At 34.8% G+C, this 14,013-nt stretch carries 13 protein-coding genes and 1 riboswitch; of the genes, 8 read left to right on the forward strand and 5 right to left on the reverse strand.

Annotated elements, in window-relative coordinates; translation table 11 throughout:
• The first annotated feature begins 25 nt into the window (after positions 1–25).
• The 5 genes from BCI01S_RS16505 to BCI01S_RS16525 all read left to right on the forward strand — a co-directional run bounded on the left by BCI01S_RS16505 (position 26) and on the right by BCI01S_RS16525 (position 4,676).
• Positions 26–1,132, forward strand: a complete 1,107-nt coding sequence (locus BCI01S_RS16505; RefSeq protein WP_047944214.1) for an ABC transporter ATP-binding protein — start codon at positions 26–28, stop codon at positions 1,130–1,132.
• Positions 1,122–1,919 (forward strand): ABC transporter permease, encoded by a 798-nt coding sequence (locus BCI01S_RS16510; protein WP_047944213.1) that lies wholly within the window; start codon positions 1,122–1,124, stop codon positions 1,917–1,919. The genes BCI01S_RS16505 and BCI01S_RS16510 overlap by 11 nt, the downstream gene beginning before the upstream one ends.
• Before the next feature lies 1 nt (position 1,920).
• Positions 1,921–2,724 (forward strand): ABC transporter permease, encoded by an 804-nt coding sequence (locus BCI01S_RS16515; protein WP_047944212.1) that lies wholly within the window; start codon positions 1,921–1,923, stop codon positions 2,722–2,724.
• Positions 2,721–3,794: an ABC transporter substrate-binding protein gene (locus BCI01S_RS16520; RefSeq protein ID WP_061800122.1), complete on the forward strand. Its 1,074-nt coding sequence runs from the start codon at positions 2,721–2,723 to the stop codon at positions 3,792–3,794. The genes BCI01S_RS16515 and BCI01S_RS16520 overlap by 4 nt, the downstream gene beginning before the upstream one ends.
• A gap of 96 nt (positions 3,795–3,890) precedes the next feature.
• Complete coding sequence (locus tag BCI01S_RS16525) at positions 3,891–4,676, forward strand: divergent polysaccharide deacetylase family protein (protein ID WP_061800127.1); 786 nt, start codon at positions 3,891–3,893, stop codon at positions 4,674–4,676.
• A 199-nt stretch (positions 4,677–4,875) separates the two neighbouring features.
• Here the strand turns inward: BCI01S_RS16525 and BCI01S_RS16530 are convergent, their stop codons facing one another.
• The 5 genes from BCI01S_RS16530 to mgtE form a co-directional block, all read right to left on the reverse strand.
• The gene (locus BCI01S_RS16530; RefSeq protein ID WP_061800133.1) at positions 4,876–6,381 is read right to left on the reverse strand and encodes a mechanosensitive ion channel; all 1,506 of its coding nucleotides are present in this window, start codon (positions 6,379–6,381) and stop codon (positions 4,876–4,878) included.
• A gap of 305 nt (positions 6,382–6,686) precedes the next feature.
• Positions 6,687–7,346 (reverse strand): potassium channel family protein, encoded by a 660-nt coding sequence (locus BCI01S_RS16535; protein ID WP_047944208.1) that lies wholly within the window; start codon positions 7,344–7,346, stop codon positions 6,687–6,689.
• A 177-nt stretch (positions 7,347–7,523) separates the two neighbouring features.
• The gene (locus tag BCI01S_RS16540; protein WP_047944207.1) at positions 7,524–7,976 is read right to left on the reverse strand and encodes a Dps family protein; all 453 of its coding nucleotides are present in this window, start codon (positions 7,974–7,976) and stop codon (positions 7,524–7,526) included.
• A gap of 276 nt (positions 7,977–8,252) precedes the next feature.
• Positions 8,253–9,413 carry an FtsW/RodA/SpoVE family cell cycle protein gene (locus BCI01S_RS16545; RefSeq protein ID WP_061800140.1) on the reverse strand — a complete coding sequence of 387 codons (1,161 nt, stop codon included), beginning with the start codon at positions 9,411–9,413 and terminating at the stop codon, positions 8,253–8,255.
• Between the two features lie 154 nt (positions 9,414–9,567).
• Entirely contained in the window at positions 9,568–10,926 is a 1,359-nt protein-coding gene (gene mgtE, locus BCI01S_RS16550; RefSeq protein WP_061800145.1) for a magnesium transporter, read from the reverse strand.
• 227 nt (positions 10,927–11,153) lie between these two features.
• A riboswitch (purine riboswitch) is annotated at positions 11,154–11,252 on the forward strand.
• Positions 11,253–11,315: 63 nt separating this feature from the next.
• On the opposite strand from mgtE, the gene BCI01S_RS16555 reads away from it, so the two are divergent.
• From BCI01S_RS16555 to BCI01S_RS16560, 3 genes are all read left to right on the forward strand, one after another.
• Positions 11,316–12,650 (forward strand): 5'-deoxyadenosine deaminase, encoded by a 1,335-nt coding sequence (locus BCI01S_RS16555; protein WP_047944204.1) that lies wholly within the window; start codon positions 11,316–11,318, stop codon positions 12,648–12,650.
• 99 nt (positions 12,651–12,749) lie between these two features.
• Positions 12,750–12,908: a hypothetical protein gene (locus BCI01S_RS25335; RefSeq protein WP_156485450.1), complete on the forward strand. Its 159-nt coding sequence runs from the start codon at positions 12,750–12,752 to the stop codon at positions 12,906–12,908.
• A gap of 312 nt (positions 12,909–13,220) precedes the next feature.
• Positions 13,221–13,997 carry a hypothetical protein gene (locus BCI01S_RS16560; protein WP_047944203.1) on the forward strand — a complete coding sequence of 259 codons (777 nt, stop codon included), beginning with the start codon at positions 13,221–13,223 and terminating at the stop codon, positions 13,995–13,997.
• Positions 13,998–14,013 lie beyond the last annotated feature (16 nt).

Below are 14,013 nucleotides of genomic sequence, written 5' to 3' on the forward strand. Positions count from 1 at the left end.
AAAAATAAATGAAGAGGGGGATATTATGTCTGAGCAGCATATTATTCAATTTGAAAATGTAACAAAGAGCTATGATCAAGATACGACCGTTTTAGAAAATGTAAGCTTTGAAATTGAGCGAGGAAAATTTTATACATTGCTTGGTCCATCTGGCTGTGGTAAAACGACTGTTTTACGATTAATTGCTGGATTTATGGAACCGACAGAAGGAAATATTTACTTTAACGGTAAGCTGATTAATAAAATACCAGCAAATAAAAGACAGGTAAATACCGTTTTCCAAGATTATGCGCTATTCCCCCATTTAAATGTATTTGAAAATGTGGCCTTTGGTCTTCGTATAAAAAAATGGAAGAAGCAAGTAATTGAAGAAAAAGTAAAAGAGGCTCTACGTTTTGTTAACTTGGAAGGCTATGAGAATAGAGAAATTAGTGAGATGTCTGGTGGACAGAGACAACGTGTTGCAATTGCAAGAGCTATTGTAAATGAACCAGAAATTATTCTTCTCGATGAACCATTATCTGCACTTGATTTAAAGCTTCGTACAGAAATGCAATATGAGTTAAGAGAATTACAGAGAAGATTAGGGATTACTTTTATCTTTGTGACACACGATCAGGAAGAAGCTTTGGCCATGTCAGATGAAATCTTTGTTTTAAATAAAGGACGCATTGAGCAAAGCGGAACACCAACTGACATTTATGATGAACCAATTAATCGTTTTGTAGCAGACTTTATCGGGGAATCGAATATTGTACCAGGGACGATGAAAAAAGATTTTGTTGTTCATTTTGGCAGTAAAACTTTTGATTGTGTCGATGGTGGCTTTGACGATAATGAAGCTGTTGAAGTAGTTATACGCCCGGAGGATTTAGAAATTACTTCTTTAGAAGCGGGAAAATTAAAGGTAAAGGTAGACTCTCAATTATTTAGAGGCGTACATTATGAGATTTGTGGGTATGACGAGGATGGAAATGAATGGCTTGTTCACTCTACAAAGAAAGCAACGGTAGGAACCGAAATTGGCCTTTATTTTGAACCAGAGGCTATTCATGTTATGCGCCTTGGAGAAACAGAAGAAGAGTTTGATAAACGACTAGAAGCGTATGAGGGGGCAGCCAATGAAAAGTAGTACTAAATGGTATACGGTCCCTTACTATCTTTGGATTGTACTTTTTGTTATTGCTCCAGTTGCACTTGTTGTTTATTATTCTTTCTTTGATATTGAAGGGACATTTACGTTTGAAAATTATCAGAAGTTCTTCACACCAGTTTATTTGAAAATGACGTTAAGCTCCTTTTGGTATGCTTTTTTAATAACGTTCTTTTCCTTAATTATTGCATATCCTACTGCGTATTTATTAACTAAAACGAAGCATAAGCAATTATGGCTGTTATTAATTATTTTACCATCATGGATTAATCTTCTATTAAAGGCATATGCATTCTTGGGGATATTTGGAACACATGGTGCAGCCAATCAAATGCTCAATTTCCTTGGAATTGGGGAACAACAAATACTCTTTACAGACTTTAGCTTTCTATTTGTAAGTGTGTATATCTTTATTCCTTTTATGATTCTGCCTATTTTCAATGCATTAGAGAAGATGAATCCTAGCTTAGTTGATGCGTCCCAGGATTTAGGAGCGTCATCTTGGACGACATTTAAAAAGATTGTCTTTCCTCTAACATTAAATGGAGTAAAGTCTGGGTGCCAAGCTGTATTTATTCCAGCTCTATCCCTATTTATGATCACTCGTTTAATTGCAGGGAACCGTGTTATAACATTAGGTACTGCGATTGAACAGCATTTCCTGATTACACAAGATTGGGGAATGGGTTCGACGATAGCTGTATTTTTGATTATTAGTATGATTATCATCATGGTTCTTACGGGGAACAGAAAGAGAGGGATATAAGATGAAAAAGCTATCAAAATGGTCTGTATTGTACTTATGCATTGTTTTTATCATATTATATGCCCCTATCTTTTATTTGATTTTTTACTCGTTTAATAGCGGGGGAACCATGCATGATTTTGATACCTTTACATTTGACTGGTATAAGGAGTTGTTCCAAGATACACGATTGCTCATAATCGTTTTAAATACGATTATTATTGCTCTTTTGTCTGCAGCCGTATCAACTATTATTGGAGTACTTGGGGCTATTAGTATTTCTATGATGAGAAAAAAGGGCTTAAGGAATTCTATTTTGTCTTTAAACAATGTGCTTATTGTAAGCCCTGATGTTATTATTGGTGCTTCCTTCTTAATCTTTTTTACGATCATTGGAATTAAACTAGGATTCTTTTCGGTTCTGTTGTCACATATAGCTTTCTCAATTCCTATTGTTGTGATTATGGTTTTACCTAAGCTGGAAGAAATGAGTCCGACTTTGGTCGATGCTGCATTAGATCTTGGAGCAAGCTGGAAGGATGTATTGACAAAAGTCATTATTCCTTATATTTCACCAGGAATATTTGCTGGTTTCTTTATGGCATTAACCTATTCTTTAGATGACTTTGCTGTAACATTTTTTGTAACAGGTAATGGATTTACCACCTTATCTGTAGAGATTTATTCTTTAGCACGACGAGGGATCTCTTTAAATATTAATGCATTATCGACCTTATTATTCTTATTTACGTTGCTTCTGGTCATTGGTTACTATTTCATTACGCAACGTGTTAATAAAACTCCACAAGCGGGGGTGAGAAAATGAAGTCTCTCATTCGTGGATTAATTGTTATTTTTGCACTGTCCTTCATCCTGCTATTTATTGTTCATCAATTAAATTCAAGCAGAGGATATACGAGTGGTAAGACATTAACGGTATATAACTGGGGAGATTACATTGATGCAGACTTAATTTCTAAATTTGAAGAGGAGACAGGGATTAAGGTTATTTATGAAACCTTTGATTCCAATGAGGCAATGATGACAAAGATTCAGCAGGGAGGAACAAGCTATGATATTGCGATTCCCTCTGAATATATGATCGATAAAATGAAGGAAGAAGATTTATTAATTCCGATTGATCATTCGAAGCTTCCTAACTTGAAAAATATAGACAGTCGATTTATGGATCTTTCCTTTGATCCAGGCAATAAATACTCGATTCCTTATTTCTGGGGAACAGTAGGAATTGTTTATAATCCAGCCATGCTTGATAATAAGAAAATTACTTCTTGGAATGATTTATGGGATAAGGATTTAAGAAATAAAATTATGCTGATAGATGGTGCAAGAGAAATCATGGGGATGAGCTTAAATAGCTTACATTATTCTTTAAATGATAAAAATCATGATCACTTGCGGGAAGCAAAGGAAAAATTGGATACTTTAACACCAAATGTAAAGGCAATTGTGGGCGATGAAATTCGTATGCTCATTGAAAATGAAGAAGCATCAATCGGTGTTTTATGGTCTGGAATGGCTGCTGAGATTATGTGGGAAAATGAAGATGTAGAATATGTTGTCCCAGAAGAAGGATCTAATCTATGGTTCGATAATATGGTTATTCCAAAAACAGCCAAGAATATCGATGGGGCTCATCAATTTATTAATTTTATGCTGGATGCTGAAAATGCGGCCCAAAATACAGAATATGTCGGTTATTCTACTCCTAACAAGGCAGCAATGGAATTTTTGCCAGAGGATATTACAGGGGATGAACGTTTCTATCCAGATGAAGAAATGACATCTAAATTAGAAGTATACGAAAATCTCGGTCATCGTTCTCTAGCAGAATATAATGATTTATTCTTGGAGTTTAAGATGCATCGGAAATAATGAAAACAAGACAGTTCGCTGAATTTTTAGCGGGCTGTTTTTGTATGTAACCACCTGTTATAGAAAATACTAACGAAAAACAAGGTAGGTTATAACATGAAAAAATTAATATGCTTCTTCTGTTTTTTTACGTTTCCGCTGGGAATCTTCGCTCAGGAGGCAGCACCATCTAAAAATCAAGTTAGAAAAGAGCTTGCCATCGTCATTGATGACTTTGGTAATAATATGAAAGGGACAGATGAGATGCTCAATCTACCTGTTCCTATTACGGTAGCGATTATGCCTTTTCTATCTACAAGTAAAGAAGATGCCATTCGTGCCCATAAAAAAGGACATGAAGTGATTGTTCATCTGCCGCTAGAGCCAAAAAAGGGAAAAAAGAGCTGGCTTGGACCAGGTGCTATCACAACAGATTTATCGGATCAAGAAATTAGAAAACGGGTAAAGGATGCGATTGAAAGTATTCCTTATGCGGTTGGAATGAATCATCATATGGGTTCAAAGGCGACAGAAGATAAAAGAGTAATGAGGATTATTTTAGAAGAATGTCGAAATCATAGTCTTTATTATTTAGACAGTAAGACAACAAGTGATAGTGTCATAAAGGAATTGGCCGAGGAAATAAATGTCCCTTATTTAGAAAATGATCTTTTTTTTGATCATATATATACAAGTCAATATATTAATAAGCAAGCTAGTCGATTAGCGAAAAAGCTAGATACAGAACAGGAATTTATTGCGATTGGCCATGTCGGAGTTTCTGGGCCAGCTGTAGTAAGTGTTTTAAAGGAGTACATTCCACTTTATCAAAAAGATGCTGATATTGTACCGCTTTCGACTCTAGTAGAAGGCTATGAACTGTTGGATACAGACATACCATAATTTATATAAGAGTAAAACCATCACGCTATACCGAATAATGAAATTGGTATATAACGCTGGTCTATACTCTCCTAATTAGATTAAACTATGAAACGGGTTTCATAACAATAGGCGTTTTGAAGATATTGTAAAAATACATCGTCTTACCTATATAGAAAAAGGACAGACGAGAATTTTTCGCCTGTCCTTTATAGCTTGGTTAGCTATTTAAAGGATTATCATCATTTGGTTTTTGAATAGAAGTTTGTTCCATTTTTCTATCCAGTTTATCCAAACGTTTTTTAGCAAATTCTTTGCCGCCAAGTCCAAAGGCAAGACCAAATGCTAGTGCAAGACCGCCAAGGATTAAGATAAAGGCAGCGTTGACAATAGAAGAAGCTACCTTTAATTGGTCAAGTGCCATAAAGACAGACAAAGTGATAATCGCATATTTTGCGATAATTGGTAACACTTTAAAGTGGCTGCCTTGTAAAACGCTGCTTAGCAGTTTCTGCACAAGATAACCTAGCCATAAGCCGACGCCAATAATGACAATAGCAGCAATCACCATTGGTAAATAAGCAATAACAGCCGTAGATAGTGTAACTAAAAATTCAAGTCCGACAATATTTAATGCTTGTACAGCTAATAAGAAAACAATCAGAATTTGAACAATTGTCCCAATAATGTTTGAAATACTAGTATTAGCGTTTAAGCCCATTTTTCGCACATACGTATCTAAGCTTAGTTTAACTAATAAAGTAACAACCATTTGTTTTACCCATTTTCCTATCCAAATACCAATTAAGATAAGGAAAATGGCTGTCGCAATATTAGGAATCATTGTCAGAATATCATTTAGCATGTTAATGGCTGGCTGAGAGATTCCTTGAATGTCCAATTTCTCAAGCGCTGAAATAACAGTTGGAATGAGAATTAAAATGAAAACAATGTTCCCGATAACAGAAGATAAGCTTACGTTATCAAGAAGCTTGTTAATACCTAAGCGTTTAGCTAAGGCTTCTGTGCCGATTGCTTGTAGGAAGTTTGTTAGAATCGTACGCACCATTTTTGCAACAAACCAGCCTACTAAAACGATTAATGCTGCTGCTAAAAGTTTTGGTAAGAAAGCAAGCATGTTTTGAAGCATATTAGCAAATGGTTCAGAAACACCATATAAATTAAGTGCACCTAGGATAGCAGGTAAGAATAATAAGAGTACTAAATAGAATACAATATTAGCTACTTTATCCATTATGTTTTGTGGGTTATTCTTTTCTGCAAGATTCCATTTCTGTAATCTCTCATGAACCTTTAAGGTGCTTCCTGTCTTTTTAATAAGATATCTTAATCCGGAAGCAACTACCCAGGCAATTAATAGAATTAATGCTGCCTTTAAAATATTTGGTATTGCTCCTAGAATGGTGGAAAGTAGATTTACCAACGGAGATGTAATTACCGTTAAATTTAATATATTAAAGAATAGGGTAAAGACAAAAACTAATAATAGATAGAAAACAATCTTACTAATTATCTTTTCAGATGAATATTTTTTGGGTTTGCCTTCAGGGAAAATTTTCTCATCAACATTTGTTTTTTGCAGTCCTTTATAAAGGGCTTTTTCAATGATTTTTGCAATAATCCACCCGATAATTAAAACGACCACTGCTAGAATAAAATCAGGTAGCTTGTCCCAAAAGGAATTCCAATTCCAGTTATAGTACATACTCTTCACTCCTTGATTTAAATTAGGCATTTTAAAGAATGTTGTTTCGTATAGAAATGAAATAAGTTAATTTTTACATAAGTAAAATTATTTGTTCCGATGAGCTTTAGAAAATTGATACGTTTCCTATTAAAAACAACAAACTTTAATCAGCCTTAATGTATTCTACTTAATACCCAGTGAGGATAGGATTAAACGTTGGATAAAATGGAGTTTAAGGTAGGAAAGGATTAATAAAAAAAGAGAAGACTGTAATGAAAGCCTTCTCCTAAGGAGTGATTTTCTATTATGTTTTTCTAAAAAGATTATCTTAATGCTTTTTCCTCAAATTTATATAAACAGTCATTACTGCCAACCATAATGAGGATATCGCCCTGATGGATTACTTCATTTGCGGATGGAGAGACAATTGTTTCTCCTGCTCGTTGGATGCCAATAATAGTACATCCATAATTAGCACGGACATCTAAATCTAAAATCGACTTATTATGTATTTTCGGAGAAGCTACCATTTCCACAATTCCGTGTTCTTTTGAAAGCTCTATATAATCAATCATACTATCAGAAACAACATGATGGGCAATTCTTTTTGCCATATCTTGTTCTGGATGAATGACGCGGTCAGCACCGATTTTTTCTAAAACGCGTTTATGATAGACATCGGCTGCTTTCACCCAGACCTTGCTAAGACCCATCTCTTTTAACAGCATGGTCGTAAGGGTGCTAGACTCGACGTCATCTCCAAACGAAACAAAAGCGTGATCAAAATTTCGAATACCGATTTGCGTTAGTGATGCCTCCGTAATATTTGTCATTTGCACACAAAGGGTAGCGAAAGGTCGATATTTTTCCACTTTCTCAAGAGATTGATCAATGGCTAATACTTCCGCCCCCATTTTATGAAATTCTTCCACTAAACTACCACCAAAGCTGCCTAATCCTATCACAACAAATTGTTTTTTCATATTTATCCTCCTAGGGATGAAAAATACATACTTTTGCCATCATTATACTTTTTTATCGAAAAGAAGGAAAATGATTTTTCTTCTTTTCAGAGATAAATAGGGAGAAGAAGCTTTAAGGGAAAATAAAAAACCACTTTTTCGTTAAGAAGACGAAAAAGTGGTTGATTCATTCCAATATTATTCAGAAAGGTATGCAGTTAACATCCATAAGTGTTTTTCAATTTTGCCAATTAAATCAATGGCTAAATCATTGGTAATCACATCTTCTAATTCATCTGCATGTGCTGCTAGTGCTTTTAATTGTGTATTAATATGGCTATAATCCTCTACTAAAGATTTCACCATATCATTTGCAGATCGTTTTTCCGTACTTTCTTGTAAAGTGGAAGTTTCGATAAATTCTTTTAATGTAGAAACAGGTTTACCGCCAATAGCAAGCAAGCGCTCTGCAAGTTCATCTACTGCTTCACCAGCTTCGTCATATAACTCTTCGAATTTTTCATGAAGTGTGAAGAAAAACGGTCCTTTTACATACCAGTGATGTTGATGTAGTTTTGTGTATAATACGCTCCAGTTAGCAATTTGTACGTTTAGTTCTTTTTGTAATTCTACTTTTGTTTGTAATCCCATGTTTAACAAACTCCCTTCGACTGATTATATATTAATTATAACAAATTCTAAATTAAAATCAATACTTATTTATAATTATTTTAATTTAGTTTTTATTACAATTAGATAAAACATAGTCATCTTTTTGCTGCTAAAATTTCTTTATAGTTTTTGTTGTTCTATTAAAATATATACCCTAATTACAGAGGAAAGAAAACAAAAGGGAGAAAGATTTCATCAAATGGACAAATATAAAAAAAGACTCAGCGATGCGCGGAGTCTAAATGTTCCTTATAATTAGAAAGAAAGAGATTTAGAAGAAAACATATAAGACTTATGGTGATAACGAATACTAAATATGAGTCCCATTGCCATTAAATTGCACATTAGAGAGCTGCCCCCATAACTTATAAACGGAAGGGGAATCCCTGTTATCGGCAATAATTGTATAGTCATTCCGATATTCTCAAAAACGTGGAATGTAATCATACTAATAACCCCGACACTTATATAAATACTGTAGGGATTGGCTGTTTGCAATGCAGTTCGAACTAGGTGGAATATTAAAAGAAAATAAAGAATAATGACAATACTGCCCCCAATAAATCCGTACTCCTCCCCAATAATCGTAAAAATAAAGTCTGTATGTCTTTCGGGAATATACACTTCCTCTTTTCCTAAGCCTTTACCACTAATAAGTCCAGAGCCTATCGCCATCAGCGATTTGACTAACTGCAAGCCATCATCGCCAGCATTATGAGGATCTAGCCAGGAATTAACACGAGCGAATTGATAGGGATCCACTCCTAGATATTTTTCTAATAGTTCTCTTCCGAAGATAGCTAAGTATAAAACAATGGAACCAAATGCAGCAGCAGCACCATATAAAGGAATGAGCAGTTTCCATGAAATTCCAGATACTAACATCATTCCAATTAATATAGCCATTAACACGAGTGTAGTCCCAAAATCCTGCAAAATGACTAATGCTATTGGAACACCAGCTACGATCGCCAGTTTACACATCAAAATAAAATCTGTTCGCAGAGATTTATGAATGGTTTTGACATTATGATTATTTATAACTTTAGCAATCGCTAAAATATAAAAGACCTTCATATATTCAGACGGTTGAATACTGCCAATATGGGGAATGACATACCAACTCTGCGCTCCGCCTCTGCGTGGAGTAAATGCCGTTTCTGGAGCAACTAGAAGACCGATTAATAAAACGGCCCCTATTCCATACAAAATCCAAGTGATTTGTTGAATCTGCTCATTATCAAAATACATAATAATGGCAATTACAACCGCGCCAATAACATACCACATAATTTGTGATTGTAAGTAAACAGCGTTCGCGCTGTATATAGCAATACTGCTAACTAGACAAAATAACATAAGCAAAAGACATAATGTCCAATCAAATCTTTCAGAAAAAACATTTCTTGTTCTCATTTCTGCAAACCCCTAGTTCAAATTTCTTACCTATTTATATAGACGGAAATGGAAACAGAATTGTTTCCTTATTTTTCATAATCGATAAAAAAAGATAGTTGGAAAAAATAGACAGGATTTAAAAAGACTGCCTTTTGACAGACAGTCTTTTCTTTCACATTAAATGGGCAAGAAAAATTTGTGCGATTCCGAAGTAAATAAATAACGAAAATATATCATTAAGAGTTGTAATTAATGGTCCAGACGCTACTGCTGGGTCAATATTTAACTTATAAAGAATAATGGGAATAATAGTGCCGGATAGCGTTCCAATGATAAGCGTACAAATTAAAGAAAGACCAACGACTAAGCCAAGCATGAGATCGCTTTGCCAGACATAGGCAATAATCGTAATAATAACGCCGCAGGTAATCCCAATGATCAAACCAACTAATAATTCCCTAAAAATCAGTTTTGTTACAACTGTTTTATTAATCGTATTAGAAATAAGTCCGCGAACAACAACAGCCAATGATTGTGTTCCCGTGTTCCCAGTCATTCCAGAAATCATCGGCATAAAAAAAGATAATGCTACAACTTTTGTAAGAACATCCTCATAATTGCTTATAATACTGCCAGATACAACCCCAATAAAAAGCAGCAAGATTAACCAAGGAAGTCTTCTGTAGGCTGCAACAGATGCTTTTGTATCAAAGTCTATCGATTTACCTGAAGCTGAAAGCTTTTCGATATCTTCATTTGCTTCTTGAAAAACGACATCAATCATATCATCAACTGTAACAATCCCCATTAAGATATTTTCTTCATTAACAACGGGAATGGCTAAGAAATCATATTTTTGGATGGTTTGCGCTACTTCTTCTTGGTCCTGATCCACTGTTACACTAATAACCCGTTCATACATAATGTCACGAATTTTGTCCTGCGGTTCAGCAATCAAAAGATCACGATAGGAAACAACACCAACTAATTTTCTATTCTGATCAATGACGTATAAATAGCTTAATGTTTCCGCGAAATCTGCAAACGATTTTAGTTTATCGACAGCTTCACGCGTAGTGTAATAGTCACGAATCCAGACAAAACGATTCGTCATAAGACGTCCAGCAGTTTCATCTGGGTAGTTCATTAAGTTTTGTACAATAATGGATTCTTCTTTTTTCATTCCAGAAAGGAGTTCTTTAATTCTTTCTGGTGCTAGTTCATTTAAAAGGGAAGCTAGGTCATCATTGTCCATTAAATCTAGAACTTTCCCTGTTTTGTCCATTCCTAATGTATTTAGAACTTCCAGCTGTTCCTCTTTATCCAATTCCTCCAAGAGATGGGCTAATAAGTCGACTTTTAAGAAAAGCAAAAAACGAGCCCTATGCTTATCGGGGAGACTCTCATAAATTTGAGCTATATCATATGGTTGTAGCTCATCAACGATGGATTCAAATTCAGATTTTTTATTATCTTTTAGTGTCTGAATGATGTGAAGTGTGATCTGATTTTCTGTCATTTTGTGTATCATACTTCTCACTCTCCCTTCCGATGTTTATAGGCTATTATTCGACATATACCCTGTTTTATTATATGTAATTAAGTGAAAGAATGAAATGGATAAATCTTTGTAAAAAAGGAGATTTTGAGAAAAAACAGATCCCTTGAAAAAATATTGTTAAGTTTTCTGACAATTAACTTGAAAAGAATTGCCTCTCGATTAAAATAAGGGTATAACATGCATGACCGCAGGCAACTGCTGCTATTGCGCCTTTTTTTCGTATATCCTTAATAATTGGGTTAAGGGTCTCTACTGGAAACCGTAAATTTCTTGCTACGAAAAATATGCTTTGAACTAGCATATTTTTCGTAGTTTTTTTGTGTTTATGCGGAAATTTAAACAAGCATGGGGGAGTTTAAATGGGAAATATGTTAATCAAAAATGCACAGATAGTCACAATGAATCAAGCAGAAGAAATTATAACCGGAGATATTTATATAGAAGGGAATATCATTAAGGAAATAGGAGAGAATCTTGAAAAAAATCACGTAGATAAAATGATTGATGCGACAAATAGAACGGTAATTCCTGGGTTTGTTCAGACTCATATTCACTTATGCCAGACACTTTTTCGCGGAAAAGGGGATGATCTTGAGCTAATGGATTGGCTTAAACAAAGGATCTGGCCACTTGAGGCTGCTCATGACGAGGAATCTATTTATTATTCCGCCATGCTTGGTATTGGAGAGCTATTGGAAAGCGGGACAACAACGATTGTTGATATGGAAACGGTTCATCATACGGAACATGCTTTTCGCGCACTTGCGGAAAGTGGAATCCGGGCTGTTTCTGGAAAGGTAATGATGGATAAAGGAGATGAAGTCCCCTTAGCATTGCAGGAATTAACAGCGGAGTCTATTCAACAGAGTGTAGATTTATTAGAAAAATGGGATGGCTTTGATAATGGAAGAATTCAATATGCCTTTTCGCCAAGATTTGTGGTTTCTTGTACGGAAGAGCTATTGAAAGAGGTGAAGATTCTTTCAGATAAATATGGTGTAAAAGTGCACACCCATGCCTCAGAAAATAAGGGAGAAATTCAAATCGTGCAAAAAGAAACAGGTATGAGGAATGTGGTGTACTTAGATCATCTCGGTTTAGCAAATGACCGCTTGATATTGGCGCATTGTATATGGCTGGATGAAGAAGAAAAGCGGATTATTCAAGAGAAGGGTGTCCATGTTAGTCATTGTCCCGGCTCTAATTTAAAGCTAGCATCAGGGATAGCTGATACACACCATCTTACTTGCAATCATGTTTCCGTCAGTTTAGGGGCAGATGGGGCTCCGTGTAATAATAACTTGGATATGTTTAATGAAATGAGATTAGCTGCACTTATTCAAAAGCCAATACATGGACCAACAGCAATGGATGCGAGAACAGTGTTCCGCATGGCAACCTTAGGCGGAGCAAAAGCAGTCGGACTTGAAAAGGAAATTGGCAGTCTGGAAATTGGCAAGCGAGCAGATTTAGCTATTTTAAACCTGCAAAATTTTCATACCTTTCCGTCCTATGATGTTGATCCTATCTCAAGAATTGTCTATTCCGCAACACGAGCAGATGTAGAAACAACCATTATAGACGGTAGAATAGTAATGGAAAATAAAATCATGAAAACAATAGATAAAAGTATCGTGCTAAAAGAAGCGGATAAAAGTATGAAAAGATTGTTAAGCAAAACAACCATAAGTTGAGCTGGATTTGACTGACACCGTTACTAGGATTTTGGAAAATTGCGTTATTCCATTTCCTAGTACGGTGTATTTTTGTTGGGGGGAGGTAAGTGGTCGAGATTGGCTGATAAAATCAGAAGTTTGCCTGATAAAATCAATTATTTAGCTAAAAACATTAAAATTCATCTAAAAACGACTATTACTGCCCCTTTGAACAGCACAAAATTAACTAAAATCGCTCTGATGGATGTCTCTTGGCTGAATAATCCGCAATATTAATGAATATTCCAGTTAGCTTTCTCCCTAAATGATTCACATGCCAAGTATTTACTTCCTTTTTTTTCTAAATTTTAGATTATGTAAGCTATTTTTCCTCTTTTTTGTTAAACTAAAATGGTTACAATAAGTACAACTAGATGTATGATGGATAGTATGTATAAGCAGATCATGGAATTTAAATATAATATATAAAAACAAGAGAATATTTCTTGTCATGATTTCGATAAAATGGAGTAAAGGCGATTTCGGTAACAAGAAAGTAAGCTAAAGCTCTTTAAGTTTACAAGCTAATAATGTTTGGAGGTTTACTTGATGAAAAAAGGTAATAATGATATTCGAGATGTGGTTTATATCCATCTAAATGAGAAAGAACGTTTTGTGCTTTCTTATGGTATAGAGTTTAGAGAGTTTTACAGGATTCTTGCTGATACTCTTGCCTCTATTTTGTTGTTAAAGCATCAGTTTGAAGATGGAGAATTTCATATACATACTCAGTTCGAATATGTTCCAAACAATAAATTAGCATCGTTATCGATGGAAGATGTTTATGGATATGGGGACTTTGTATGGGTCGATTTTGATGAGACGGAAACATTAGATATTTTAGAAGGGCAAACGATTGCGGAACTCTTGTATTTGGGACATAAACAGGAGCCTTTAAAAAAGCCATTTTTTCAACAATTAAACAACCAATATGCCTATTTAGCTCATGATGACGGCTGGTTTAATAAAATTTATTATAAAAACATGGAGTCCTTTTATCAATTATTTTGTGAGGTTATTGCAAATAAAGTGACAGAACTTAAATTAGAGAAAGCGTTGTTGGGAATTAAAAAGAAAAGGCTTTATCCGCCTCTTCCGAAAGAAATTGTAACAGAGTTAAAACGTTATATGAGTGAGGGCATGGTACTATCTATTGAAAAAGCCTATCAAACACGATTGAAGCTGGAGATACCAATTTGGGTTTTAGGGGATTTTGATAATATGGATGATATGTATGAAGAATATGAGAAGAACGCTAAGAAAAAAAGTGATGCTTTACTTGTTTTTGATAAAAAATTAAGAGAATGGCAATTAGCTATCGTTTAATTGGTGACGAATATGA

Origin of the sequence: Niallia circulans NBRC 13626 (assembly GCF_001591585.1) — a bacterium.
GTDB lineage: Bacteria > Bacillota > Bacilli > Bacillales > Cytobacillaceae > Niallia > Niallia circulans.

Excerpts from the sequence above, each read along its gene's own strand:
- BCI01S_RS16505 (WP_047944214.1), top strand. The coding sequence starts at position 26 with ATGTCTGAGCAGCATATTATTCAATTTGAAAATGTAACAAAGAGCTAT.
- BCI01S_RS16510 (WP_047944213.1), top strand. The coding sequence starts at position 1,122 with ATGAAAAGTAGTACTAAATGGTATACGGTCCCTTACTATCTTTGGATT.
- BCI01S_RS16515 (WP_047944212.1), top strand. The coding sequence starts at position 1,921 with ATGAAAAAGCTATCAAAATGGTCTGTATTGTACTTATGCATTGTTTTT.
- BCI01S_RS16520 (WP_061800122.1), top strand. The coding sequence starts at position 2,721 with ATGAAGTCTCTCATTCGTGGATTAATTGTTATTTTTGCACTGTCCTTC.
- BCI01S_RS16525 (WP_061800127.1), top strand. The coding sequence starts at position 3,891 with ATGAAAAAATTAATATGCTTCTTCTGTTTTTTTACGTTTCCGCTGGGA.
- BCI01S_RS16530 (WP_061800133.1), bottom strand. The coding sequence starts at position 6,381 with ATGTACTATAACTGGAATTGGAATTCCTTTTGGGACAAGCTACCTGAT.
- BCI01S_RS16535 (WP_047944208.1), bottom strand. The coding sequence starts at position 7,346 with ATGAAAAAACAATTTGTTGTGATAGGATTAGGCAGCTTTGGTGGTAGT.
- BCI01S_RS16540 (WP_047944207.1), bottom strand. The coding sequence starts at position 7,976 with ATGGGATTACAAACAAAAGTAGAATTACAAAAAGAACTAAACGTACAA.
- BCI01S_RS16545 (WP_061800140.1), bottom strand. The coding sequence starts at position 9,413 with ATGAGAACAAGAAATGTTTTTTCTGAAAGATTTGATTGGACATTATGT.
- mgtE (WP_061800145.1), bottom strand. The coding sequence starts at position 10,926 with ATGATACACAAAATGACAGAAAATCAGATCACACTTCACATCATTCAG.
- BCI01S_RS16555 (WP_047944204.1), top strand. The coding sequence starts at position 11,316 with ATGGGAAATATGTTAATCAAAAATGCACAGATAGTCACAATGAATCAA.
- BCI01S_RS16560 (WP_047944203.1), top strand. The coding sequence starts at position 13,221 with ATGAAAAAAGGTAATAATGATATTCGAGATGTGGTTTATATCCATCTA.